Raw genomic sequence first — 24,457 nt, 5'->3', positions numbered from 1 at the left:
GCCGCACGCGAAAGAACGCCTACCTTGACCACCACCTTCGAATCCTTCGGCCTGAACAAGGCCCTGCTGCAGGCCCTCACCACCGAGGGCTACACCGTCCCCACGCCCATCCAGGCCCAGGCCATTCCCTCGGTCATGCTCGGCAAGGACCTTTTAGGCATCGCCCAGACCGGCACCGGCAAGACCGCAGCCTTCGCCCTGCCGATCCTGCATCGCCTGGCCGAGAACCGCGTCGCCCCCCTGCCGCGCACCACGCGCTGCCTGATCCTGTCGCCGACGCGCGAACTGGCCAGCCAGATCGCCGACAGCTTCAAGGCCTATGGACGCCACCTCGGCTTCAAGGTCGCGGTCGTGTTCGGCGGCGTGAAATATGGCCCGCAGGAACGGGCCATCCAGGCTGGCCTCGACGTCCTGGTCGCCACGCCCGGCCGTCTGCTGGATCACATGCAGCAGAAGACCCTGGACCTGTCCTCGACCGAGATCTTCGTCCTCGACGAGGCCGACCAGATGCTGGACCTGGGCTTCGTCAAGCCGATCCGTCAGATCGTCAGCCGCATCCCGGCCAAGCGCCAGAACCTGTTCTTCTCGGCCACCATGCCGACCGAGATCGGCAAGCTGGCCGGCGAACTTCTGAAGGAGCCCGTCAAGGTCCAGGTGACGCCGCAGTCGACCACGGTCGAGCGCATCAACCAGTCGGTCATCCACGTCGAACAGGGCCGGAAGCGCGCCCTGCTGACCGAGATGTTCGCTGACGACAACTTCACCCGCTGCCTGGTCTTCACCAAAACCAAGCACGGTGCCGACAAGGTCGCGGCCTATCTGGAGGCCGGCGGCGTCCAGGCCGGCGCGATCCACGGCAACAAGTCCCAGCCCCAGCGTGAGCGCACCCTGGCCGCCTTCAAGGCAGGCAAGCTGCGCGTGCTCGTCGCCACCGACATCGCCGCCCGCGGCATCGACGTGGACGGCGTCTCGCACGTCGTGAATTTCGAACTGCCCTTCGTGCCGGAAGCCTATGTGCACCGCATCGGCCGGACGGCTCGCGCGGGTGCCGATGGTTCTGCCATCAGCTTCGTCGCCGGCGACGAGATGAAGCTGCTCAAGGACATCGAGAAGGTCACCCGCCAGAAGATCCCCGCCACAGACCGGCGCAACGACAAGTCGCTGGGCCTGTTGGACCAGTCGATCATGGCCGCCGGCGTCGGCACCAAGGCCACCATGCCCGACCGCGAGGATCGCCCTCGTGGCGAGGGTCGCAACCGCAATCCGCGGCGCGATGGCGTCAAGAAAGAGCACGGCGGCCAGCCGCATCGCGTTCGCGGCAAGGGTGCCCCGAACCGGGACGGCGCGCGTGACGGCAGCGGACGCGACCAGAACCGGGGCCACAATGGCGACCGTTCGATCGTCAACGTCGTGCCGTTCGACCCGCTCGCGGCCGACCGCGCGCGCTCGGCCGCCTCTGCCAATCGCCCGGTCGGCGAGACCCGTCCCGACGGCGAAATCCGCCGCCGCCCCCGCGGCCGTCGCCCCTCCAACGGCGGCAAGGGCTACGTCGCCAAGGGCTGACGCTCACAGCCAAGCGGACGACGGCGGGCCTTGCGAAAGGCCCGCCGTCTTCAGGCCTGGCGGGACGTCGAAATGCCGGCCGCGCCCAGCGCCGCCGCCAGGGCGTCGACCGCCGCCTCGACCGCAGCCGCATCCCGGCCACGCACGACCAGGTTCGTTCCGACCTCCCCGTCCGAGCCCGCCCCGAACGGATAGCTGCCGAACGACAGGTCGCGGCTGGCCCTGGCCGCCTCCGCCAGCGGTGCCGCGATCGCCCCCTCGCCCACGCCGGTGACTCTCAGCGTCCGAGCATGGACCACAGCCCCGGTCCGGAGCCGGGGCACCAGGTCCTCCAGCATCGCCGTCATGATCCTGGGCACGCCCGCCATGACGAAGACATTGCCGATCTGAAATCCGGGTGCGTCCGTGACCGGATTGGCGATGAGCACCCCGCCGTCGGGGATCCGCGCCATCCGCCGCCGCGCTTCGTTCAACTCATCGCCGTAGCGCCGCTCCAGGATGGCGAGGGCATCGTCCCGTTCGCCGATGGCCACACCGAAGGCCTCGGCCACGCAGTCCGCTGTGATGTCATCGTGCGTCGGCCCGATGCCGCCGGTGGTGAAGACGTAGTCGTGAGCCGCCCTCAACGCGTTCAGCGCCTCGATGATCTGCCCCGGCCGGTCACCCACGGTGCGCGCCTCCAGCAGGTCGATCCCCAGTGCCGCCAGGAATCGGGCGATGGTGTTCAGATTGGTGTCCGCCGTCCGCCCGGACAGGATTTCATCGCCGATGATCAGGACGGCGGCGGTGGGGGATGTGTGTTCCATGCCGCTCACCTACGCCGCCCTGGCCCGGCCGCAAGGGGTCGCGCCCCCTTGCCCTTTCGCGGCACCCTGAAACGGCTTGAGATTTCGTGCTAGGGTCGCCATGTCACCCCCGAAACGCTGGTCCCAGCGTGCCCGAGACCCGACCATGTATGAAACGCCCGAGCTGGACACCGAGACCCTGGTCCGCACCAGCGCCATCCGCCTGCACGAGCCCGACGATTTCGAGGGCATGCGCATTGCCGGGCGTCTGGTGGCCGACGCGCTGGACATGATCACGCCCTATGTGGTGCCGGGCGTCACGACCCAGGAGATCGACGACCGCATCCGCCAGTACACTCTCGACCGCGGCGGCCTGCCCGCCTGCCTCGGCTACAAGGGCTACATGAAGACGGTCTGCACCTCGATCAATCATGTGGTGTGTCACGGCATACCCGGCGACCGGGTGCTGAAGGACGGCGACATCGTCAACGTTGACCACACGGTCATCGTCGATGGCTGGCACGGCGATTCCAGCCGCATGTTCGCGGTCGGCCAGGTCAATGCCCGCGCCCGAAAGCTGATCGACGTCACCTATGAATCCCTGGCGCTCGGTCTGGAACAGGTGAAGCCCGGCAACACCTTCGGCGACATCGGCTTCGCCATCCAGCGTCATGTCGAGGCCAACCGGATGAGTGTCGTGCGCGACTTCTGCGGCCACGGCATCGGACGGCTGTTCCACGACAGCCCCAACGTCCTGCACTACGGGCGCAAGGGCGAGGGCGCGGTGCTGAAGCCGGGCATGTTCTTCACCGTCGAGCCGATGGTGAATCTGGGCAAGCCGCACGTGAAGGTCCTGTCCGACGGCTGGACCGCCGTGACCCGCGACAAGTCCCTGTCGGCCCAGTGCGAGCACACCGTGGGCGTTACCGAGGATGGGATAGAGATCTTCACCGCCAGCCCCATGGGCCTGTTCAACCCGGCGGCTGCCGGGGCTTGAACCCTGTGGCATAAACGCTAGCCTGAACCTGCGATTGTGGGGACCGGCGTGACGGATCAAAGCGAGGACACCGCCCGGACGCCTGCCAGACCCCTGCCCCATCATGTCGGCCACCGGGAACGCCTGCGTCACCGCGCCCGCACCGCCGGCCTGACCCATCTGCCGGATTACGAGCTGATGGAGCTGTTCCTGTTCCGGAGCCAGCCGCAGGGCGACGTCAAGCCGATCGCCAAGGCGCTTCTCGCCCGCTTTGGCTCACTGGCCGCTGTCCTCGCTGCGTCGGTCGAGGACCTGATGACCGTCCGCACCGTGGATACGAAAGGCCGTACAAAGTCCGTCGGCATGGAGACCGCGCTCGACCTCGCAGCCCTGCACGAGGTGGCCCAGCGCGTGGCCAGGGAACCGGCCACGAAACGCCCCGTGATCTCGTCATGGACGGCTCTGCTGGCCTATGTCCGTCTCGCGCTCCAGCATGAGCCGCGCGAACAGTTCCGGGTCCTGTATCTCGACAAGAAGAACCAGCTGATCCTTGACGAGGTCCAGAACCGGGGCACGGTCGATCACGCTCCGGTCTATCCGCGCGAGGTTGTACGCCGCGGACTGGAAGTCTCCGCCGCCGCCATGATCCTGGTCCACAACCATCCATCCGGCGACCCGACGCCCAGTCGCGCCGATATCGACATGACCCGACAGGTCGTCCAGGCCGCCAGGTCCCTGGCCGTCGAGGTCCACGACCACCTGATTGTCGGCCGCGAGGGCGTGACCAGCTTCAAGCAGCTGGGGCTGATGTGACCGGTCCTGTCCTGTCCACCGCCCGCCTGACCCTGACGCCGGTCGCCCTGTCCGATTTCGAGGACATGACCACCCTGTGGCGCGACGAGGCCTTCACCCGCGAGATCACGGGCCGCGCCCTGTCGGAGGAGGAGGTCTGGTTCCGCGTCCTGCGCGACCTCGGCCACTGGTCGGCCCTGGGGCGGGGCAACTGGTCGATGCGGCTGAAGGCGGACGGGACCTATGTCGGCTCGGTCGGCGTTCTGAACTATCGCCGCGATGTCAGTCCGCCGATGGACGCACCCGAGCTGGGCTGGGGCATCGCCGGGGCTTTCCAGGGCCAGGGCCTGGCCCGTGAAGGGGTGGAAGCCGCCCTCGCCTGGGCCGACACCGTCCTCGACGCCCCTCGCACCGTCTGCATGATCACCCCCGGCAATCTCGCTTCCATCCGTCTGGCGGGCCGGGTGGGCTATGCCATCTATGCCGAAGGCACCTATCGCGGCGAACCGACGCTGCTGCTGGAGCGGATGCGAAAGCCGTAGCGAGCCATTAACCCTTGGGCTTCATCATCGCCGCCGAAATCCGGGAGCCGTTCACCCTCCATGCCCATGCCCGTCGAAACCCTTCACGCCTATCTGAACCAGGCGTTTCCCGACGCCGAGATCGTCATCGACGATCTGGCGGGCGACGGGGATCACTACCGCGCGCGCATCGTCTCGAGCGCCTTCGCGGGCATGCCGCGCGTCCGGCAGCATCAGCTCGTCTATGCCGCCCTGAAGGGGCATATGGGCGGTGCCCTGCACGCCCTGGCGCTCGAAACCTCCGCTCCCCCTGTCACGACGAGCTGACACGACATGCGCTATCGCCCGTTCGGCGCGTCCGGTGCCGCCATCTCGACCCTGACCCTCAGCCTGGGCCTCGACAGCCTTGCCCGCGGCCAGGGTGCCGCCAGCGACCTGATCTATTGTGCCCTGGAAGCGGGCATCAACTCCTACCGGCTGGAAACCGCCGACCCTGTCCTGGCCGAGGTCCTGGGTCAGGCCCTGGTCAACGTCGAGCGCAAGCTGCTGAACGTCAGCCTGCAACTGGGGGCGGGCGACGGTCGGCGAGGCTCGGCTCGCGACTTCTCCGCAGAGGGCATGACCGCAGCCATCGACCGGGCGCTGCAGATCTCGGGGCTAGGCTGGATCGACATGGCCCTGCTCGAAGAGCCCGGCGAGCATGAACTGCCGCAGTCGTCGCTGAACGCGTTGAAGGCCCTGCGCGCCACCGGTCGGGTACGATATCTGGGCATCTCGGGCGAGACCGAGGTGATGGACACCTATGTCTCGACCGGGGCTTTCGATGTTCTGGCGACCCCCTTCCATGTCAATTCCGACTGGCGGGTCCGTTCGCGGATGCGGGCGGCGCGCGAGCAGGACATGGCGATCCTGGCCTATGAGTATTTCCCCGACAGCCTGAACACCGAAAAGAAGGCGGTCACGCTCAAAAAGCCGAAGATGGGCCTGTTCGGCTTCGGCGGGTGGCGCAAAGCCAATCCGTTGGCCAGCGCGGGCACCTTCGCCTTCCTGCATCGCACGCCGAACTGGACCGCAGAGGCCATCTGCCTGGCCCACGCCATGAGCGATCCCTCGGTCTCCAGCGTCCTGATCAAGGCCAGCGACGCCGAGCGGCTCAACATCCTGGCCGCGGTGCCGGAGAAGGATATGCCGCCTGGCCTTGCCGCCCAGATCGAGATGGCCAGAGTCGCGGCCTGATCGCGGTCTGGTGATGCGCCGACCCTTGACCGCCGGGGTCGCCGACCCTAGCTGACGCCTGCAACGAAAGGCGTCCCTCCGTGTCCGACCAAGCTCTCGATACCGCGCCCCCCGCCGATCCGATCCACGCTTTCATCGCCCAGACGGTGGCCGAACATCCGGTCGTCCTGTTCATGAAGGGCACGCCCGACTCCCCGCGCTGCGGATTCTCGGCCCATGCGGTCCAGATCCTCGATCATATCGGCGCATCCTTCGTCGGCGTCGATGTGCTGCAGGACGACGGTCTGCGCGACGGAATCAAGACCTTTACCGATTGGCCCACCATCCCGCAGCTGTATGTGAAGGGCGAGTTCGTGGGCGGCTCCGACATCGTCAAGGAGATGTTCCAGGCCGGAGAACTGACCGCCCTGATGGTCGAAAAAGGCGTGCCGCTCGGCGAGGCCTGAACCGTGGCTCGTACCGTCCTGGAGCCGAGGGTCGATCGGGAGATTTTCGAGCTGCCGCTCGTAATCCGGCCCGAGCACATCGACGAGAACGGCCACGTCAACAACGTCGTCTATGTCGGCTGGCTGCAGGACGCCGGCACGACCCACTGGAACGCCCGCTTCGACGCCGAAACGCGTGCGAAATGGTCGTGGGTCGCCCTGAGGCACGAGATCGACTACCTCCGCGCGCTCCAGCCCGATGCCACGGCCATCGCCCGGACCTGGGTCGGTGACCCCCGCGGCCCGCGCTTCGCCCGCTATGTCCGCATCGAGGACGGCGAGGGTCGCCTGTGCGCCCAGGGCGTATCGGACTGGTGTCTGGTCGAGGCGGCGACCCTGCGCCCGACCCGGATTCCCGCGACCATGTTGCCGACCTTCGAACGCCGCTGACCGGTCAAGGCAACGTCTGCCCTACTCAAGCGTTACGGCGTCTGGACCCTCGCGCTCCATGGAGCGCGAGTCTTTCGGATTGCGTCCGGCCTCCCGAAGCGCAATAGGTTCCTCGATGACTTCAGTTGGCGCCTGACACTCGGTCGCTGCCAGTTTCCAAAAATCTCGGCCGGGTATGTCTTTCGCTCCGCGAGGCTCCGGATCACCTGAAGGGTCAGCCGTGGCTGCCCACCCGCCCTTGCATCCCGACGGTCCCCTCAGTCTCGCGCTGGCCGTGGTGGGTTCGTCCAGACCCCCCCTGCTGCTGCTCGATGCGACCCTGAAGGTCATCGCAGCCAGCACGTCCTTCTGCGTGGCCTTCGACATCGACCCGGACCGGATCGTCGGCCGCTTCCTGGGCGAGGTCGGGACCGGCGAATGGAACAAGCCCCAGCTACGCGTCCTGCTGGAAGCCACGGCGGACGGCAATGCGGCCATCGCGGCCTATGAGATGGATCTGAAGGGCATCAAGGCGGGTATCCGCAAGCTCGTGATCAATGCCCAGCGGCTGAACTACTCGGCCGCCGACCCTGTCCGCCTTTTGATGACCATTGAGGACGTCACCGCCGCCCGCGAAGGCGAACAGCAGAAGGACGACCTGCTGCGCGAAAAGGCGATCCTGCTTCAGGAACTCCAGCACCGCGTCGCCAACAGTCTGCAGATCATCGCCAGCGTCATCCTGCAGAGCGCCAGAAAGACGACCTCCGAAGAGACCCGCATCAATCTGCGCGACGCCCACAGCCGCGTCATGTCGGTCGCCGCCCTGCAGCAGCAGCTGGCCGCTTCGCGTCTCGGGGCCGTCGAGCTGGAGCCCTACCTCACCCAGTTGTGCAAAAGCATCGGCGCTTCGATGATCCACGACCCGACACGGTTGAAACTGACGGTCGAGGTCGACGACAGCGTCACCGATGCAGACGTCTCCGTCAGCCTGGGTCTGGTGGTGACCGAACTGGTCATCAATGCCTTGAAGCATGCCTTCCCCGGCGGCCGCAGCGGATCCATTGTCGTGGGCTATCGAAGTCATGGCCCGGACTGGACCCTGTCGATCCGGGATGACGGCGTGGGCATGCCCAAGGACGCCGCCAGCGCCACGCCGGGCCTGGGCACCAGTATCGTCGAGGCGCTGTCGAAACAGCTCAAGGCCCGCATCCAGGTCGAAAGCGGCAGCCACGGGACGCTCGTCTCGGTGATCCACAGCCCGCTGTCGGCCGTCGAAGCGACCGGCAGCGCCGTCTAGATCAGGTCGTCGGCGGCAACTGATAGGGATTGTTGACCGACACCCGCGTACCCGGGGTCAGGCCCAGTTCCTCGAACGACCACTGCAGTTCGACCCCATCGGCCAGCGTATGGTCGCAGAGGTCTTCGTCGATCCGGCGAAGGGTGATGATCGAGCCATCGCGCATCCGGTCCACAACCGGCATCAGGTCGTCCTTGTCCGTACAGCCGTTGGAGCTGACCCGGAACACGGCCAGGTCATTGGTGATCGCAGCCGCATGGATCGGCTCCAGCTGACCCGGCATGGCGGCGGTCCGGGGCGGCGCAGCCTGACGGAGCATCGCGCAGCCGGACATGGCCACGGCGGTGACGGCGATCAATGCGAGCGTGCGGATGGGTCCCATGTCCCCGGTCCTTCAACAACCTTCAAGGGCATCATCGCCCAATTCGGTCCCCTTCGCACCTGATTTTCTCCGACCGGGCCAGTGCCTCAGCCCGGCAGGTCCAGACGGTGCAGCTCGACGCCGATGGCGAAGACGGCGACGCCCGATCCGTTCGGCACGATCCGCACCTTGTTGACCGCATTTCCCATCTGGACCGGGGCCCAGGTCGCCCCGCCATCGCGGGTCTCGAAGCCATTCGGCACGGCTCCGATCCAGCCATGACGGTCGTCGACGAAGCCCACGCCGAACGCGCGCACCGCCGCATTGTCCACCAGGGGCAGTTCAGACCAGCTCAGGCCGCCGTCCGTGGTCTTGGCGAAGACCCTCCGGGTCATAGCAGGGTCGGGGTCGTAGCTCTGCACGGTCACATAACCGGTCGTCTCGGTCGGGAAGCTCATCTTCCAGGTCAGCTCGAAGGACCGCCGACCTTCATAGACCCGCGACCAGCTGCGGCCGCCGTCGCCGGTCCGCAGGATCACGGGGCGGGACTGTTCGACGTTGGTATCGGACGCCCCGCAGATGAAGCCGATCCGCTCATCGACGAAATGCACGTCCAGGATCATGGCCGTCAGGGCCGACAGGTCCTCGGACGTCCAGGTCTCGCCCCCGTCGCGCGAGGTGGCCAGAAGCGCCGGCCCGCCGACCCTGCCACCCGCGCGGATAGTGACCCTGTGGTCAAGAACGCCCGCGTTGATGAAAGAGGCCTTGTGGACGTCGATGGCACAGATGCCGGTCACGGCCGGGCCGTCGATCGTCACAGTTTCCCACGAGGCTCCACCGTCGCGGGTCCGGTACAGAGGCGTCGCATCAGACACGCCCGGGAAGTAGTCAGGTCCGATATTGCCAAGGAACCCCAGGTTCGCATCCACGAAGCCGAGGGCCCTGACGAAGGTGCCGGGACGGTCGAGGATCTGTATCCAGCTCTGGCCGCCGTCCGTCGTTTTGAACAGCTTGCCGGCACCGTTGCCGTACCAGCCGGTCAGGGCGTCGACGAAGACCACGTCGTCCTGCTTTCCGCGATAGGGCTCGGTCGGCTGCTTGACCCACGCGGGTTCAGCCCCCTGGGCCCAGCTGAGGCCCGGCAAGGCCCCGATGGCCACACCTGCGGCCAGCACCTGTCTGCGATCCATGACACCCTCCCTGTCGGATGATCATGGAAAGCGTGCTTTACGCCTCGACGCAAATGAACAGTGCGTAATGCGCAAATGCAAAGGCCCCGGATTGCTCCGGGGCCTTCGATCTCACGGACGCGCCTACGGTGCGGTCCGAGCCCTTACGAGCTGTAGTATTCCACGACCAGGTTCGGCTCCATCTTCACCGCGAACGGCACGTCGGCCAGTTCGGGGAAGCGGACGAAACGGACCGAGAAGCCGCGGTCACCCAGTTCCAGATAGTCGGGAATGTCGCGCTCGCCGGACTGCTGGGCTTCGAGCACCAGCGCCATGTTGCGGGACTTTTCCTTGACCTCGACGACGTCGCCCGGCTTCAGCGTGTAGGAGGCGATGTTCACCTTCTTGCCGTTGACGGTCACGTGGCCGTGGTTGACGAACTGGCGCGCGGCCCAGGGGGTCGGCACGAACTTGGCGCGATAGACGGTGGCGTCCAGACGGGCTTCCAGCAGACCGATCAGGGTCTCGGAGGTGTTGCCCTTCCGGCGGGCGGCCTCGTCATAGGTCTTGCGGAACTGCTTTTCCGTCAGGTTGGCGTAATAGCCCTTGAGCTTCTGCTTGGCCTTCAGCTGCAGGCCGAAGTCGGAAACCTTGGACTTGCGGCGCTGGCCGTGCTGGCCGGGGCCGTAGGAGCGCTTGTTGACCGGGCTCTTGGCGCGGCCCCACAGGTTTTCACCCATGGCGCGGTCGATCTTGTATTTGGCGCTGTGGCGCTTGGACATTCTGGTCTCTTCAAAATGATGCGGCCCGGCCCCTCCCCGAATGGAAGGGCGATCTCAACGGCGGTCCACGCATCGTCCGTAGTGGATTTCACGCAGCCGACCGGGGCCGGGCGCGGGAAAGCGGGCCTTATGAAGAGGCGGGGCCGCGGAGTCAACCAAACGGCCCTGCCCTGCCCTCAGGATGCCGGAATTTCCGGCACCCAGCGGTAGACGTCGCCCGTCCTGGTGATGTGGCCCAGCCCGGGATAGGGGAAGTGGACGAAGTACAGGCGCGTGTGGCCGTCGGCGGCGCGGGCGTCCAGCGCCTCGCGGCTGGCGGTGGCGACCGGCGCATTGTCATCGAACAGGATCTTCCATTCCGGGTGCTGCACCGAAACGACCGAGTGATGCATGGCGTCGCCCGCGTAGAGCAGACGCTCGGTGCCCGACACGATCTCATAGCCGCTGTGACCGGGTGTATGGCCCTCGATGGCGATCGCGGTGATGCCCGGCGCAACTTCGGCACCGGGCGCGAAGGTTTCGACCCTGGGCGTGATGACATCGACGATCGACTTCAGCTCGGCATTGGCCTGCATGAAGGTCCACTCGGCGGCCGCCATGCGGATGGTGGCCCGGGGGAAGGCCAGCGCGCCCGACGCGTTCACCAGGCCCCCGACGTGGTCGCCGTGGCTGTGAGAGATCAGGATGTCGGTGATCTCATCCGGAGCGATCCCGGCGGCGGCCAGGCTCGCCGGAAGCTTGCCGCCGACCGGGCCGAAGGCGGCCCCCGCGCCCGTATCGATCAGGACCAGACGATCGCCGTCGCGGATCAACAGCGGCTGGATCGACAGGCTGATCTGATCTCCCGGCAGACCGGCTCCGGTCAGGACAGCGGCCACGTCTTCGGGCGTACGGCCGACGCCCAGCACCTTGTTGTCATTGGGAACCGTCAGGCCACCGTCACGCAGGGCGATGGCTTCGAGCGACCCGATCTTGAACCGGGTGACATCGGCATTGGCAGCCGGTGCGGTAGTGGAAGGAGCGGAGGATTCCTGAGCCTTCGAGCAGCCTCCGCCGATGAGGACGGCGGACAGGACCAGACCGGCGGCGGCAATCTTGAAATGGGGGATCATGGAAAACCTCGGCGCGGGGAAACGACAGCGCCGCTGAGATAATGCGCGACAGGCGATGCGCCAGATGGGCGGACCGTGAAGTTTCGCCCACGGCCCGCCTCCGGGTCCGTCAGGCCGTCGCGGCCGCGAACAGGGCGTTCGCCTTGTTCCAGTTCACCACCGTCCAGAAGGCCTTCAGATAGTCAGGCCGACGGTTCTGGTATTTCAGGTAGTAGGCGTGTTCCCAGACATCCGCGGCCAGAACGACTGAACCCTTCTCATCGGCGACATCCATCAGCGGATTGTCCTGGTTGGCGGTCGAGGTGATCTTCAGCCTTCCGTCCTGCACGATCAGCCAGGCCCAGCCGGAGCCGAACCGGGCCGCACCGGCCGCGTTGAAATCCGCCCTGAACCTGTCCAGCCCGCCCAGGTCGCGGTCGATCGCGGCGGTCAGGTCGGCCGAGGGTTCGCCGCCCTGGCCGACAGGGGCCAGCAGTTCCCAGAACAGGCTGTGATTCCAGTGACCGCCGCCGTTGTTGCGCACGGCGCCTGGCAGTGTCGACACGCCCTTGAGCAGATCCTCGATCGAACGGCCGGCCAGCGCGGCATCGGCGGCGACCGCCTCGTTCAGCTTGTCGACATACGCCTGATGATGCTTGCCGTGGTGGAAGGTCATCGTCTCCTGATCAATGGCGGGCTCCATCGCGTCATAGGCATAGGGCAGGGGCGGCAGGGTGAAGGCCATGGGGAGGCTCCTTGGCGACGGGGGTGGGTGACTCGGAACGAGATTTGGGCCGTCAGGCTCGGGACCCAAGCGCTTCGCGGCCGATTTCGTTCATGCCGCCGGCAGATGCGCCTTCAGACAGTCACGCACATCCCGCTTCAGGCTGCCGGACGCATTGAGGAAGTCGATGCCTTCGGCGGCGAAGACGGCCTTGACCGCCGCGTCCAGCCCGGATGGCAGGGCGGCGACCACCCTGGCCTGACCCCTGGCGTGAAGGCAGATGCCCAGTTCGGTGCAGAGGGCCCCGAACATCGGTTCGTGGTCCGGGGTGCTGGTGTCGATGATATCGGTCATCGTTCAGGCCTTAAGCCGTTCGGCGTGGAAGGCCACATGGTCGGCGATGAAACTGGCCATGAAGAAGTAGGAGTGGTCATAGCCGGGCTGCATCCGGAGCGTGACCTTCTGTCCCGCCGCATCGGCGGCCGCCTGTAACAGTTCAGGCTTCAGCTGGTCGGCCAGAAAGCTGTCGGCATCGCCCTGATCGATCAGGATGTCGTCGAAGCGACCCCGGGCGGCCCCGGCCTCGATCAGCCGCGCGGCGTCGTGACTGTCCCAGGCCTTGCGATCCGGGCCGAGGTAGGCGCTGAACGCCTTGTCGCCCCAGGCGCAGCGCGTCGGCGAACAGATCGGGGCGAAGGCCGAGACGGAGGCGAACAGATCGGGATGGCGCAGCGCCAGCGTCAGCGCCCCGTGGCCGCCCATCGAATGGCCGCTGATGCCCCGCACGCCGGTCGTCGGAAACCCGGCGTCGATCAGGGTGAGCAGGTCGCGGGTGACATAGGTCTCCATGCGGAAATGCGAAGCCCAGGGCGTTTCGGTCGCGTCCACATAGAAGCCCGCGCCCTGCCCCAGGTCATAGGCCGGATCGTCGGCCACGCCGTCCCCGCGCGGCGAGGTATCGGGGGCGACGACGATGACGCCATGCCCGGCGGCGGCCCGGTAGGCCCCGGCCTTGGTGGTGAAATTGTCCTCGGTACAGGTCAGGCCCGACAGCCAGATCAGCACGGGGAACGGCCCCTCCCCCGCAGGCACGAAGACCGACAGGGTCATCGGCGTGCCGGTGGCCGCGCTGTCGTGCTTCAGATAGCGCAGGGTGCCGCCGTGGACGGCGTGGGTCTTGACGATGTCCATGCGCTCAGACCGTGCTGCCCAGATGTTCAAGCTGAAGCCCCCGTAGCCCTTCAAAGGCCTTGGCCAGCTTTCCGTCCGCAGTCACCAGGGGGCAGTTGAGGGTCAACGCCATGGCGACATAAACGCAATCATAGGCCGGATGATCGTGCTCTACGGACAGGCGCAAGGCGAGCGGCATCAGCTGCTCTTCCGGGCGCAGCTCTATCTGGCGTGGCAACCGGACAAGATGGGTCTGCGCCAGCTCCAGAGGAATGAGCCCCACCCGCACATAGCCTCGCAGCGCATTGGCGACCTCGGAAAGGAGGAGCTGCGGCGCGATCAGGTCGCGGGCCTGACGCGCCTCGATGGCGAGCGCCGACAACGGGTGATCCACGAGCCAGCGAACGGCGATATTGGCGTCACAGATCGCCGAGGATCGCACGATCACGCTCTGCACGACCCTCTTGTATCAAGGCATCGATGTCCAGGTCGGCCCCGCGCGTCATCTCACGGGTCAAGGCGGCCAGTTGCCAGAACTCCTCCTCCTCGCGCCGTGCCTCGCGTTCAGCCAGGTCGCGCATCTTCTGCTCCAGCGATTTCGATTCACGCGCCGCCACGCGCTTCAGTGTCGCGATCGTCTCGTCATCGAGGTTGCGGATCAGAAGCTGCCCCATGGGATCATGATAGCACGACGCTAACAATTCAGCCAGCAGTCACCCCGCCCGGTGCATCGCGCAGATCTTGTTGCCCGACGGATCGCGCAGATAGGCCAGGTTCAGGGTGCCGAACGGACCCTGGCGCGGGCCGGGCGGGTCCTCGATGGCGGTGCCACCGGCCGCGACGCCCGCCTCGTGGAAGGCCTTGACCGCATCGGCATCCTTCGCCGCGAAGCCGATCGTGCCGCCGTTGGCATGGCAGGCAGGCTCTCCGTCGATCGGCGCGCCGATCGCGAAAGCCCCGCGCGGCGTGCGCCACCAGTAGCGGCCCTTGGCGTCGGGGCCGGCACCGGCGTCAACCCCGAGCGCCCCGAGCGCGGCATCATAGAAGCGCCGCGACGCCTCGACGTCGTTGGCACCGACGGTAACGTGAGTGAACATGGTGATCTCCCGGCTTCGATAAAGCGACGCTAGCCGAGCCCGTTTTTCAATGCAACGGACCTAGAAGGTCACCACGCTGCGGATGCTCTCGCCCGTATGCATCAGGTCGAAGGCCTCGTTGATCCGCTCCAGCGGCAGGGTGTGGGTGATCATCGGGTCGATCTCGATCTTGCCGTCCATATACCAGTCGACGATGCGCGGCGTGTCGGTCCGCCCGCGCGCGCCGCCGAAGGCCGAGCCGCGCCAGACGCGGCCTGTGACCAGCTGGAACGGGCGGGTGGAGATCTCCTTGCCCGCCTCGGCCACGCCGATGACGATGCTTTCGCCCCAGCCCCGGTGGCAGGCCTCCAGCGCCTGACGCATGACCGTGGTGTTGCCGGTGCAGTCGAAGGTGTAGTCGGCCCCGCCGCCGGTCAGCTCGACCAGGTGCGCGACCACGTCGATGATCGCCCCGGGATTGACGAAATGGGTCATGCCGAAGCGACGGCCCCATTCCTCTTTGGCCGGGTTCAGGTCGACGCCGACGATCATGTCGGCCCCGACCATCTTCAGGCCCTGGATGACGTTCAGCCCGATACCGCCCAGGCCGAAGACCACGCAGTTGGCGCCCGGCTCGACCTTCGCCGTATTGACCACCGCACCCACGCCCGTCGTCACGCCGCAGCCGACATAGCAGGCGCTCTGGAACGGCGCGTCCTTGCGGATCTTCGCAAGCGCGATCTCGGGCAGGACGGTGAAGTTGGAGAAGGTCGAACAACCCATATAGTGGGCGATGGCCTGTCCCTTGTAGCTGAACCGGCTGGTCCCGTCCGGCATCAGGCCCTTGCCCTGGGTCGCGCGGATGGCGGTGCACAGGTTGGTCTTCCTGCTGAGGCAGGACTTACACTGGCGGCATTCGGGCGTGTAGAGCGGGATCACGTGATCGCCGACGGCGACCGAGGTGACGCCCGGACCGACCTCGACCACCACGCCCGCACCCTCGTGGCCGAGGATGCTCGGGAAGAGGCCCTCCGAATCCAGGCCGTCCAGCGTATAGGCATCGGTGTGGCAGATGCCGGTGGCCTTGATCTCGACCAGCACCTCTCCGGCACGCGGGCCTTCCAGATCGACCTCGACGATCTCCAGCGGACGTTTGGTCTCGAAGGCGACGGCGGCGCGGGTCTTCATTGGGGGCTCCGGGAGGAGGAGGATGACGGAATCACGGACGGCCTTATATGGCGGGACTGGATGGCGGCAATGTCGTTGATCCCGGACAGGGTCAGTGTCCGCTCGAAGCCGGCGCGCAGCAGGGTCAGGGCACGGTCAACGCCCGCCTCGCCGCCCGCGGCCAGCCCGTAAAGATAGGGCCGCCCGATCGATGCACCGTTCGCGCCGAGCGCCAGCGCCTTGACCACATCGGCGCCGCGCCGGATGCCGCCGTCGCAGATGATCTCCGGTCCATCACCCAGGGCTTCGCGGACGGCGGCGATCTGATCGACCGGAGCCGGTGCCTCGTCCAGCTGGCGACCGCCATGGTTGGACAGCATCACGCCGCTGGCCCCGCTGTCGATGGCGCGACGCGCGTCGGCGGGCGTCATCACCCCCTTGATCGAAAGCGGCCCGCCCCAGACCGACGACAGCCACTCGACGTCCTTCCAGGTCAACGACCGGTCGAACTGCGAGCCGATGTAATCGAACAGGCTCATCGAGCCCCGGGTCAGGCCGTCGACCCGGTGGCTGACATTGGCCAGTTCGAACCTGCGGCCCCCCAGGGCCGACAGCGACCATGCCGGATGGCAGGCGAAGCTGGCCAGGCTGCCCGCCGTCAGCCGGGGCGGCAGGGACAGGCCGTTGCGATGGTCCCGCTCCCGGTTGCCGGCCACCGGCGTGTCGACCGTCAGCGCCAGTCCATGAACGCCTGCGGCCTTGCACCGCTGGACGAACTCGGCGGTCAGGCCCCGGTCCTTGAAGACATAGATCTGGAACACCCGGGGGCCGGCGAATTCTGCGGCCCAGTCCTCGATCCGGGTCGTGCCCATGGTCGACAGGGCATAGGCGACGCCGTGGCGTGACGCCGCCCGCGCCACGGCACGCTCCGCCCCCGGATGGAACATGCGGGTCAGTCCGGTCGGTGCCAGCATGAGGGGCCAGGCCACGGGCTGGCCGAACAGGGTCGAGGCCGTGCGGATCGAAGACACGTCGTTCAGGACATCGGGCACGATCTCATAGTGTCCGAAGGCGTGGGCGTTGTTGGCCAGGGCCCGCTCGTCGTCGGCGCCGCCGTCGATATAGTCGAAGATCGGTCGGGGCAGTCTTCGACGGGCCTGCGCACGAAGGTCGGCGATGGAAAAGGTCCGGTCCATCGCGCTCAGGTCTTGTCCGCCGCCTGTCGCGCCAGTCGCTCCAGCACCCGCCCCCTGCCCCTGGACAGGGCGTGGATCACGCCACGAAAGGTCGCGACCTCCTGCTCGGTAAAGGCGGCACGGCCCAGCATGACCCGCAGGTTCTGGCTCATCGACCGGGTCTTCTCGGGCGGATGGAAGAAGCCGGCAGCGTCCAGTTCCCGCTCCAGATGCTCATACATGCCGACGGCCAGTTCGCCCGGGGCCGGCGGGTCGCCCTCGCGGAAGTTGGGCGGCGGGGCGTCGAGCACCAGGGTGCGCCATTCGTAGGCGTTGATGGCGACGGCCTGGGCCAGGTTCAGGCTCTGGTGGCGCGGGTCGATGGGGATGGTGACGATACCCTGGCACAGGGCGATGTCGGCTGTTTCCAGCCCCGCCCGCTCGCCTCCGAACAGGAGGCCGACCTTCAGGCCGGACGCCGTGTCGTCATACAGCACGCGCGAGGCCTCGCGCGGGGTGCGGACCGGCTGGCGGGTCTCTCTCGGCCGGGCCGTGGTGGCGAAGACGGTGTTCAGGTCGGCGGTGGCGGCCGCCACGCTGTCGAAGACGGTCGCGCCGTCCAGCACCCAGTCGGCCCCGGACGCCGTTGCCCAGGCCCGCTCCTGGGGCCAGCCGTCGCGCGGCGTGACCAGCCGAAGCCGGTCGAGCCCGAAGTTCGCCATCACCCGCGCCACCGCGCCGATGTTCTCGGCCATCTGCGACCGGTCGAGGATGACGACGGGAGGGATAAGGATCATTGCACCTCCCCTAACCTCCCGCTCATCCCCGCGAAAGCGGGGACCCAGTGCTTTTACGAGGCATGGAGCGCTGGATCAGCCTCAGTGTGCCACTTGTACGGTCGATCGCCCACAGAACTGGGTCCCCGCTTTCGCGGGGATGAGCGGAGCAGAGGAGCGATCAGTCCTCGCCGATCATGGCCAGCCAGGGATCGGCCGTGCCCGCCTCGACGTCGGCGACCTTGACCGAAGGCCAGCCGATCGACTGGCGGCCGGCGTCACGCCAGGCCAGAATGGTCAGGTCGCGCAGTTCCGCCGCCGCCGCCGCAATCCGCGCATCGGTGAAGGCGACGCCCGACACCAGCGGTTCGCCCGCTGCATCGGCCGCGAACGCTCCGGTCTTCTCCAGCCGATAGAAGGGCACCAGCTGGCTCAGCGTGCCGTTCAGATAGGTCGCCACGCGCGCGCGCAGGTCGAAGCCGTCCAGGTTCGCGGCCGGCATCGCCGCCTCGACCGCGTCCAGACGGACATTGCGGCGCACGAAGCCCCCCTCGAACGCGCCATGGGTGCTGCGCGCGTTGGTGAAGCCTTCCGGGTTCGGATAGTCGCCCCAGCCGTTGTAGTGGATCGACAGATGGTGCGGCTGCGACCCGTCGCCGACGTAATGGGACAGGTATCCCATGTCGCGCAGGATCAGGGCCTCGCGCCGCAGACGGTCCTCGCGGTACCAGGCGCGCTTCGCCGGATCGAGCTCGCGCGCCTCGGCCGCATTCAGCACGCGCCAGGTCGCGAAGTCCCGTGCCAGCTGCTGGTAGCCGTCCATGATGGCATAGGGCAGATAGCCCGCGTCATTGACCTCGATGCCCACCGCCAGCAGTTGGGCGTCGTATTCGCTCTTCAGCTCGGGCAGTTCGGACAGGGTCGGACCGCGCGCATTGATGACGTGACCGTCGTCGTCCAGATCGACGAAGTGGGCCGTGTCGCGCTCGCGGTCGTGCGGCTGGCCCGCGCCCTTCGTACGGTCGGGCTCTCGTGAGAGTTCGCCCACCTCGGCGGCTGCGCCGGGCGTGCGCAGGAAGGCCGGCAGTTCGTCGGGCAGGGCGCGGACCGCCGCAACGCCGATGGTGCGGTGCCCCGTCGAGCCCCAGGCGTCCACGGCGGTCGCGGAGCCCAGGGCGACGGCTCCGGCCAGCACCATGACCGAGGCGGCGAGGGCGAGGCGTTTCATGGCGGGCTCCGATACAGGTTCGAAAGGCCGGTTAGAACCGCGCGGGGCGGTCGTCCAGACTAAACAGGGATTCATTTGACCGCCCGCCGATGGACCCCCTAACGCTGGCGGTCTGATCCACACGGAGACCGCCATGAAACGCCTGTCCTTCGTCGCCGTCTCCCTGATCGCCCTCTTGGCCCAGCCGGTCCTGGCGCAGCAGACCACCACTATCGAGCGCAATGCGGTCGAGGCCCATATGAACTTCCTGGCCGGGGACGAGCTGCAGGGACGCGGCAGCGCGACGCGGGACGAGGCCATCGCCGCCGCCTATGTCGCCGCCCAGTTCCGTCTGGCGGGCCTGACCCCCGTGCCCGGCATGGATGGCTATCTGCAGAAGGCGCCGGTGACCCGGACCACGCCGTCGGGGGCCGCCACGGTCACGGTCGGCGGGACGACCCTGAGCCAGGGCACGGACTTCGCGATCCTGACCGGCGGGCTGACGGCTGCATCGGGGGCGATCACGGTCGCCGAAAATCCCGCCGCCCTCCCCTCGGGGGCCGGGACCCTGCTGATCGCCCCGCCCGAAGGCCCCGGCGTCCGTGCCGTGTTCGGGGCCGCCATGGGCAGCGGGGCCGGGCTGATCCTGCTGCGCCGGACCGATGTCCTCGCCCAGGCCACGTCGGACAACGGCGCGCGCGATCCCGTCATCCGCCTGGCCGGGACACCGGCCCGCGCCGGTCCCGTGGTCCTGGTCGTCGCGCCGGACGCCTGGGAGCGCCTGAAGGCCCAGGGAGGCGCGGCATCCTTCGATCCCGGAGCCACGACGGTCGAAGACGGCGTGACGACCAACGCCATCGGCTGGCTGCCGGGCACCGAGCCGGACGGCCCGGTGCTGATGGTCTCGGCGCACCTGGACCACCTCGGCGTCCGGTCGGACGGTGTGGTCATGCATGGCGCCAACGATGATGCGTCGGGCACCGTGGCGGTGATCGAGCTGGCGCGCGCGCTTTCGGGCACCGGACCGCACCGGATGAATGTGATGTTCGTCGCCTATGGGGCGGAGGAGGCCGGCCTTCTGGGCTCGCGTTATTTCGTCAACCATCCGCCCGTGCCGCTGGAGCGGCTGAAGGCCAATCTCGAGATCGAGATGATCGCCGATCAGGACCCGCAGCTTCCGGCCGGGGTGATGATGATGACCGGGTTCGAACGCTCCAACTTCGGGCCGGAGCTGAAGGCGCGCGGGGCGCTGATCGGGCCGGACCCCTATCCGGAGCAGAACTTCTTCCAGCGGTCGGACAACTATGCCCTGGCCCAGCGTGGCATCGTCGCCCACACCATCTCGGGCTGGGCGACCATTCCCACCTATCACACGCCGGAAGACACGATCGCCAACATCAATTTCGACTTCATGACCGCCGCGATCCAGTCGCTGGTCGAGCCGCTGTCGGAACTGGCGGAGGGCGATTTCACGCCCGAATGGGCCGAGGGCGGGCGGCCTGCGGCGCAGTAGCGCCCGATATCGGAACGGCGGGGACGAAGGCCTTTCAGTCCTCATTCCCGCCCGTTCGGTCGCTTCAGTCTTTGGCAGTCTCGGCACCGTTCGTCACGGCCGAACCGGCGGCCTGCACGTCGCGCCCAACGCCGGAGACGGTGTTGCAGGCCGACGCAGCCAGGGCGGCGGCGACGATGCCGAGGGCGATGATCTTCTTCATGGGGAGGTCTCCGAACAGTGAGGCTCTGCAAACGTCAGGCGTCACCGCAGGTTCCATGGCCAAGAGGCCTGTCGATCTGCTAGGTCGCGCCGCATGATCGACACCCGCCAGCAGCCCCCCGGAACCGCCGCCCGTCGCCTCGTCGAGACCCTGGCCATCAACGGCGTGACGCGGGTCTTCTGCGTGCCCGGCGAGAGTTATCTGGCGGTGCTGGACGCCCTGGTCGATCATCCGGAGATCGAGGTCGTCACCTGTCGGCATGAGGCGGGCGCGGCCAATATGGCCGAAGCCTATGGCAAGCTGACGGGCAGGCCCGGCATCTGCATGGTCACGCGCGGACCGGGGGCGACCCATGCCTCGATCGGCGTGCATACCGCCCACCAGGATTCCACCCCGATGATCCTGTTCGTCGGCCAGATCGCCCTGGCCGACCGGGGACGCGGCGCTTTCCAGGAGGTCGACTACCGCGAGGTGTTCGGCGGCCTGGCCAAATGGGCGACCGAGATCGAAAGCCCGGACCGCACCGTCGAGATCGTCGAACGCGCCTTCGCCACGGCGCAGCAGGGACGGATGGGACCGGTCGTCATCGCCCTGCCCGAGGACATCCTGCACGCGCCGGGCGGGCCTGAGCCGATCCGGGCGGTGACGCCTGCCAGAGCCGGGCTGGATCCCGCCTTTCTGGCCGATCTGGGGGAACGCCTGTCGAAGGCCGAGCGGCCGCTGCTGGTGCTCGGCGGTTCCGGCTGGACCGCTGAGGACGCCGCCGCCATCGGCGACTGGTCCGAGCGACTGGGCCTGCCGGTCGCCCTGTCGTTCCGCCGCAAGGACATCCTGTCCAACGACCGGACGAACTATGCCGGCGACCTGGGCCTCGGCTGCAATCCGGAGCTGATGAAGCGGGCGAAGGACGCCGACCTGCTGATCGCCGTGGGCGCGCGGCTGGGGGAGAACCCGACGCAGGGATATACCCTGTTCACTCGCGAGCACACCGCCCGGGTCCTGGTTCACATCCATCCGGGCGCGGAGGAGCTCGGTCGGGTCTGGACGCCCCTGACCAGCGCCTGCGCCGACAACAGCCTGGCGGCCCACGCCCTGGCGACGCTGGAGCCCGGCCGCACCTGGCATGACCAGGCGCAGGCCGCCCATGCCCACTATCAGGCCTTCTCGACCCCGGTGCCGGTCACCGGAGCGGTCAATATGTCGGAGTGCATGGCCCACCTCGGCGAGGTCCTGCCGCCGACCGCGATCATCACCAATGGAGCGGGGAATTTCGCCGCCTGGCTGCACCGCTTCTATCGCCACCGCGCCTGCCGCACCCAGCTGGCCCCGACGTCGGGCGCGATGGGCTACGGCTATCCCGCCGCCGTGGCCGCCAAGTCCCTGCATCCCGATCGCGAGGTCATTTGCGTCGCGGGCGACGGCGACTTCCTGATGACCGGTCAGGAACTGGCCACGGCCGTCCAGCACGGCATCAACACCATCGTCATCGTGGTCGACAACGGCACCTATGGCACCATCCGCATGCACCAGGAGGGGCACTATCCCCGCCGGGTCATGGCCACGGATCTGAAGAACCCGGACTTCGTCCGATACGCCGAGGCCTTCGGGGCCTTCGCCGTCCGCTGCGACACCACCGGGGCCTTCCCCGCCGCGCTCCAGGCGGCCCGTGACGCCGCGCGCGACCGTCCGGCGCTGATCCACCTGATCACCTCGGCCGAGGACATCGCACCGAACCGCACGATCACGGGGTTGCGGAGCAAGTAACGCTCCTTCTCCCCTTGCGGGAGAAGGGCACTTACATCGGCCAGGTCTCCTCGCTTGCCCCCAGCACCTCGCCGGCCAGATACAGCGAGCCGCAGATGACCACCCGGCCTGCCCCCAGCCGCAGCGCCCGGCTCAGTGCCGCCTCGACCGAGGACGAGCTCTGGGCCCCCAGGCCGTGCCCTCGGGCCACGGCCGCCAGAGCCGCCGGGTCCGCCGCCGCGCCGTCGAAGCCGACGGTGAAGACGTGGGCGTCCGAGCCCTTGAGGGCCTCGAAGAAACCCGCGTGGTCCTTGTTGGCCAGCATGCCGACGATCAGGGCCAGCGGTCGCGGGGCTTTGGCCTGACGCTCGGCCAGCGCCTCCGCCAGGGCTTGCCCGGCATGGGGATTGTGCCCGCCGTCCAGCCAGAGCTCGGCGTCGGCCGCCCGCGCCATCTCGCCATAGGGCCCGGCGTTCAGCCGCTGCATCCGCGCCGGCCAGGTCGCACCGGAAATACCGGCCGCGATCGCCGCCTCGGGCAGGTCGAGCTCCAGCGCGACCGCGACTGCCAGCCCCGCATTGGCGATCTGGTGCGGACCGCGCAGGCCCGGCGCGGGCAGATCGAGGAACCGCTCCTGGTCCTGAAAGGCCATGCCGCCCCGCTCGGCCCAGGCGTCGAAGTCCGTGCCCATGACGGTCAGCGGCGTCAGGACCGAGGCCGCCCTGGCCTCGATCACGGCCATCGCCGCCGCCTGCTGGCGGGCCACGATGCCGCGCGCGCCGGCCTTCAGGATGCCCGCCTTCTCGCCGGCGATGCCCTCGATCCGCGTGCCCAGGAACTCGGCGTGGTCGTAGTCGACCGGCGCGATCACGCTCAGCAGCGGGCGGTCGATGACGTTGGTCGCATCCAGCGATCCGCCCAGCCCCACCTCGATGATGGCCAGGTCGGCCGGCACCTCGGCCATGGCGACGAAGGCGGCGGCGGTGGTGGTTTCGAAGACCGTAGCCTCCACGCCGCGCACGGCCTCGATCCGGTCGAGGATGGCGGACAGGCGCGCGTCCGCGATCAGCTCGCCTGCCAGCCGGATCCGTTCGTTGAACCGCACCAGATGTGGCGAGGTATAGACATGGACCTTCAGCCCCGCCGCCTCCGCCATCGCGCGGATGAAGGCGATGGTCGATCCCTTGCCATTGGTGCCCGCCACATGGATCACGGGCGGCAGCTGCATCTGGGGCTGGCCCAGAACGGCGCACAGGGTCCGCATCCGGTCCAGCGACAGGTCGATCTTCTGGGGATGGCGGGCCAGCAGGCGGGCGGAAACGGGGTCCATACTGTCCCTTACCCTACCTTGTTCAGCAGGAAGAGGGCGTGAAGCCGGGACTAAGCCGCCTGACGCCGTCCGCCCATCAGCATCGACAGGATCTTGCCGAGCGTCTCGGGCAGGTCGGCGCGGGGGACAACACGGTCGACCATTCCCTTTTCCTGCAGATACTCCGACCGCTGGAAACCGGGTGGCAGCTTTTCGCGGATGGTGGTCTCGATCACGCGCGGGCCGGCGAAGCCGATCAGGGCCCCGGGCTCGGCCAGATGCACGTCGCCGAGCATCGCATAGGAGGCGGTGACGCCCCCCGTCGTCGGATCGGTCAGGACCACGACGTAGGGAAGCTGGGCGTCCTTCAGTTCCTGAACCGCCAGGGTGGTGCGCGCCATCTGCATCAGGCTGAGCGCGCCTTCCTGCATCCGCGCACCACCGGCGGCGGTGAAACAGACCAGGGGGACGTTGCGGGCAATGGCGGCATGGGCGGCGGCGATGAAGCCTTCACCCGCCGCCATGCCCAGCGATCCGCCCATGAAGGCGAAATCCTGAACGACGGCCACGGCCGGCGTGCCGCCGATATCGCCGAAGCCGATGGACATGGCGTCCTTCAGACCGGTGGCCTTGCGCGCCGCGATCAGCCGCTCGCGATAGGGCTTGCCGTCCGAGAACTTCAGCGGGTCCTCGGCCACCTCGGGCGACGCGATGGGTTCATAGGTACCGCCGTCGAAGGTATAGCCCAGCCGCTGCGATGCGTTGATCCGCATGTGACGACCGGACGGCGTGACCCACAGGGCGGTCTCGAGGTCCGGGCGATACAGCATGTCGCCGCTGTCGGGATCCTTGACCCACAGATTGTCGGGCGTCTCGCGGCGGCTGACGATCTTGCGCACGCCGGGGGCGAAGCGGCTGAGCCAGCCGCCGCGTTTCTCGGGGGGTTTGGGAGGGGTCTTTTCGGCCAT

29 protein-coding genes are annotated in these 24,457 nt (G+C 67.8%); 11 read left to right on the top strand and 18 right to left on the bottom strand.

Going from position 1 to position 24,457, the window contains the following annotated elements; all coding sequences use genetic code 11:
* The first annotated feature begins 24 nt into the window (after positions 1-24).
* Complete coding sequence (locus O3139_RS03560) at positions 25-1,563, top strand: DEAD/DEAH box helicase (RefSeq protein WP_420022336.1); 1,539 nt, start codon at positions 25-27, stop codon at positions 1,561-1,563.
* A 50-nt stretch (positions 1,564-1,613) separates the two neighbouring features.
* On the opposite strand, the gene O3139_RS03555 is transcribed toward O3139_RS03560, so the two are convergent.
* Complete coding sequence (locus O3139_RS03555; RefSeq protein ID WP_269515537.1) at positions 1,614-2,369, bottom strand: competence/damage-inducible protein A; 756 nt, start codon at positions 2,367-2,369, stop codon at positions 1,614-1,616.
* Between the two features lie 145 nt (positions 2,370-2,514).
* On the opposite strand from O3139_RS03555, the gene map reads away from it, so the two are divergent.
* The 8 genes from map to O3139_RS03515 all read left to right on the top strand — a co-directional run bounded on the left by map (position 2,515) and on the right by O3139_RS03515 (position 8,024).
* On the top strand, positions 2,515-3,345 hold the full coding sequence (map, locus tag O3139_RS03550) for a type I methionyl aminopeptidase (RefSeq protein ID WP_269515536.1): 831 nt from the start codon (positions 2,515-2,517) through the stop codon (positions 3,343-3,345).
* A gap of 48 nt (positions 3,346-3,393) precedes the next feature.
* On the top strand, positions 3,394-4,137 hold the full coding sequence (gene radC / locus O3139_RS03545) for a RadC family protein (protein ID WP_269515535.1): 744 nt from the start codon (positions 3,394-3,396) through the stop codon (positions 4,135-4,137).
* A complete protein-coding gene (locus O3139_RS03540; RefSeq protein ID WP_269515534.1) occupies positions 4,134-4,658 on the top strand; it encodes a GNAT family N-acetyltransferase in 525 nt (174 codons plus the stop codon). The genes radC and O3139_RS03540 overlap by 4 nt, the downstream gene beginning before the upstream one ends.
* Positions 4,659-4,718: 60 nt before the next feature.
* A complete protein-coding gene (locus O3139_RS03535) occupies positions 4,719-4,964 on the top strand; it encodes a BolA family protein (protein ID WP_269515533.1) in 246 nt (81 codons plus the stop codon).
* 6 nt (positions 4,965-4,970) lie between these two features.
* On the top strand, positions 4,971-5,873 hold the full coding sequence (locus tag O3139_RS03530) for an aldo/keto reductase (RefSeq protein ID WP_269515532.1): 903 nt from the start codon (positions 4,971-4,973) through the stop codon (positions 5,871-5,873).
* A gap of 80 nt (positions 5,874-5,953) precedes the next feature.
* On the top strand, positions 5,954-6,319 hold the full coding sequence (gene grxD / locus O3139_RS03525; RefSeq protein ID WP_420022335.1) for a Grx4 family monothiol glutaredoxin: 366 nt from the start codon (positions 5,954-5,956) through the stop codon (positions 6,317-6,319).
* A 3-nt stretch (positions 6,320-6,322) separates the two neighbouring features.
* The gene (locus O3139_RS03520) at positions 6,323-6,748 is read left to right on the top strand and encodes an acyl-CoA thioesterase (protein WP_269515531.1); all 426 of its coding nucleotides are present in this window, start codon (positions 6,323-6,325) and stop codon (positions 6,746-6,748) included.
* A 220-nt stretch (positions 6,749-6,968) separates the two neighbouring features.
* Complete coding sequence (locus O3139_RS03515; RefSeq protein ID WP_269515530.1) at positions 6,969-8,024, top strand: sensor histidine kinase; 1,056 nt, start codon at positions 6,969-6,971, stop codon at positions 8,022-8,024.
* Between the two features lies 1 nt (position 8,025).
* Here O3139_RS03515 and O3139_RS03510 read toward each other — a convergent pair whose 3' ends face one another.
* From O3139_RS03510 to O3139_RS03445, 14 genes are all read right to left on the bottom strand, one after another.
* The gene (locus O3139_RS03510) at positions 8,026-8,406 is read right to left on the bottom strand and encodes a hypothetical protein (protein ID WP_269515529.1); all 381 of its coding nucleotides are present in this window, start codon (positions 8,404-8,406) and stop codon (positions 8,026-8,028) included.
* An 86-nt stretch (positions 8,407-8,492) separates the two neighbouring features.
* Positions 8,493-9,575 (bottom strand): WD40/YVTN/BNR-like repeat-containing protein, encoded by a 1,083-nt coding sequence (locus O3139_RS03505; protein ID WP_269515528.1) that lies wholly within the window; start codon positions 9,573-9,575, stop codon positions 8,493-8,495.
* 143 nt (positions 9,576-9,718) lie between these two features.
* Entirely contained in the window at positions 9,719-10,336 is a 618-nt protein-coding gene (gene rpsD / locus O3139_RS03500) for a 30S ribosomal protein S4 (RefSeq protein WP_013270528.1), read from the bottom strand.
* 176 nt (positions 10,337-10,512) lie between these two features.
* Positions 10,513-11,448: an MBL fold metallo-hydrolase gene (locus O3139_RS03495; RefSeq protein ID WP_269515527.1), complete on the bottom strand. Its 936-nt coding sequence runs from the start codon at positions 11,446-11,448 to the stop codon at positions 10,513-10,515.
* A 109-nt stretch (positions 11,449-11,557) separates the two neighbouring features.
* Positions 11,558-12,172, bottom strand: coding sequence for a superoxide dismutase (locus O3139_RS03490; protein ID WP_269515526.1), 615 nt, complete (start codon positions 12,170-12,172; stop codon positions 11,558-11,560).
* A gap of 90 nt (positions 12,173-12,262) precedes the next feature.
* Positions 12,263-12,505, bottom strand: a complete 243-nt coding sequence (locus O3139_RS03485) for a hypothetical protein (protein ID WP_269515525.1) — start codon at positions 12,503-12,505, stop codon at positions 12,263-12,265.
* 3 nt (positions 12,506-12,508) lie between these two features.
* On the bottom strand, positions 12,509-13,342 hold the full coding sequence (fghA, locus tag O3139_RS03480; protein WP_269515524.1) for an S-formylglutathione hydrolase: 834 nt from the start codon (positions 13,340-13,342) through the stop codon (positions 12,509-12,511).
* A 4-nt stretch (positions 13,343-13,346) separates the two neighbouring features.
* A complete protein-coding gene (locus O3139_RS03475; RefSeq protein WP_269515523.1) occupies positions 13,347-13,778 on the bottom strand; it encodes a type II toxin-antitoxin system VapC family toxin in 432 nt (143 codons plus the stop codon).
* Positions 13,741-13,995 (bottom strand): FitA-like ribbon-helix-helix domain-containing protein, encoded by a 255-nt coding sequence (locus O3139_RS03470; protein WP_269515522.1) that lies wholly within the window; start codon positions 13,993-13,995, stop codon positions 13,741-13,743. The genes O3139_RS03475 and O3139_RS03470 overlap by 38 nt, the downstream gene beginning before the upstream one ends.
* A 39-nt stretch (positions 13,996-14,034) precedes the next feature.
* A complete protein-coding gene (locus tag O3139_RS03465) occupies positions 14,035-14,418 on the bottom strand; it encodes a VOC family protein (RefSeq protein WP_269515521.1) in 384 nt (127 codons plus the stop codon).
* A 60-nt stretch (positions 14,419-14,478) separates the two neighbouring features.
* Positions 14,479-15,585 carry an S-(hydroxymethyl)glutathione dehydrogenase/class III alcohol dehydrogenase gene (locus O3139_RS03460; RefSeq protein ID WP_269515520.1) on the bottom strand — a complete coding sequence of 369 codons (1,107 nt, stop codon included), beginning with the start codon at positions 15,583-15,585 and terminating at the stop codon, positions 14,479-14,481.
* A complete protein-coding gene (locus tag O3139_RS03455; protein WP_269515519.1) occupies positions 15,582-16,760 on the bottom strand; it encodes an alpha-hydroxy acid oxidase in 1,179 nt (392 codons plus the stop codon). Before O3139_RS03455 ends, O3139_RS03460 begins: the two co-directional genes overlap by 4 nt.
* Before the next feature lie 5 nt (positions 16,761-16,765).
* Positions 16,766-17,536 (bottom strand): RNA methyltransferase, encoded by a 771-nt coding sequence (locus tag O3139_RS03450; RefSeq protein WP_269515518.1) that lies wholly within the window; start codon positions 17,534-17,536, stop codon positions 16,766-16,768.
* A 160-nt stretch (positions 17,537-17,696) separates the two neighbouring features.
* A complete protein-coding gene (locus O3139_RS03445; protein ID WP_269515517.1) occupies positions 17,697-18,743 on the bottom strand; it encodes a S1/P1 Nuclease in 1,047 nt (348 codons plus the stop codon).
* 133 nt (positions 18,744-18,876) lie between these two features.
* Here O3139_RS03445 and O3139_RS03440 point away from each other — a divergent pair, with 133 nt between their 5' ends.
* Positions 18,877-20,235: a M28 family metallopeptidase gene (locus O3139_RS03440; RefSeq protein WP_269515516.1), complete on the top strand. Its 1,359-nt coding sequence runs from the start codon at positions 18,877-18,879 to the stop codon at positions 20,233-20,235.
* 64 nt (positions 20,236-20,299) lie between these two features.
* Here O3139_RS03440 and O3139_RS03435 read toward each other — a convergent pair whose 3' ends face one another.
* Positions 20,300-20,437, bottom strand: coding sequence for an entericidin A/B family lipoprotein (locus O3139_RS03435; RefSeq protein ID WP_269515515.1), 138 nt, complete (start codon positions 20,435-20,437; stop codon positions 20,300-20,302).
* A gap of 93 nt (positions 20,438-20,530) precedes the next feature.
* On the opposite strand from O3139_RS03435, the gene O3139_RS03430 reads away from it, so the two are divergent.
* Positions 20,531-22,201 (top strand): thiamine pyrophosphate-binding protein, encoded by a 1,671-nt coding sequence (locus O3139_RS03430; RefSeq protein WP_269515514.1) that lies wholly within the window; start codon positions 20,531-20,533, stop codon positions 22,199-22,201.
* Between the two features lie 31 nt (positions 22,202-22,232).
* Here O3139_RS03430 and O3139_RS03425 read toward each other — a convergent pair whose 3' ends face one another.
* Positions 22,233-23,510 carry a bifunctional folylpolyglutamate synthase/dihydrofolate synthase gene (locus tag O3139_RS03425; RefSeq protein WP_269515513.1) on the bottom strand — a complete coding sequence of 426 codons (1,278 nt, stop codon included), beginning with the start codon at positions 23,508-23,510 and terminating at the stop codon, positions 22,233-22,235.
* A 50-nt stretch (positions 23,511-23,560) separates the two neighbouring features.
* On the bottom strand, positions 23,561-24,457 hold the full coding sequence (accD, locus tag O3139_RS03420; RefSeq protein ID WP_269515512.1) for an acetyl-CoA carboxylase, carboxyltransferase subunit beta: 897 nt from the start codon (positions 24,455-24,457) through the stop codon (positions 23,561-23,563).

It is taken from the genome of Brevundimonas subvibrioides, from assembly GCF_027271155.1.
Taxonomy (GTDB): Bacteria; Pseudomonadota; Alphaproteobacteria; order Caulobacterales; family Caulobacteraceae; genus Brevundimonas; species Brevundimonas subvibrioides_D.
The sequence above is the reverse complement of the archived record's forward strand: the minus strand, read 5'-3'. Positions and strand labels throughout refer to the sequence as shown.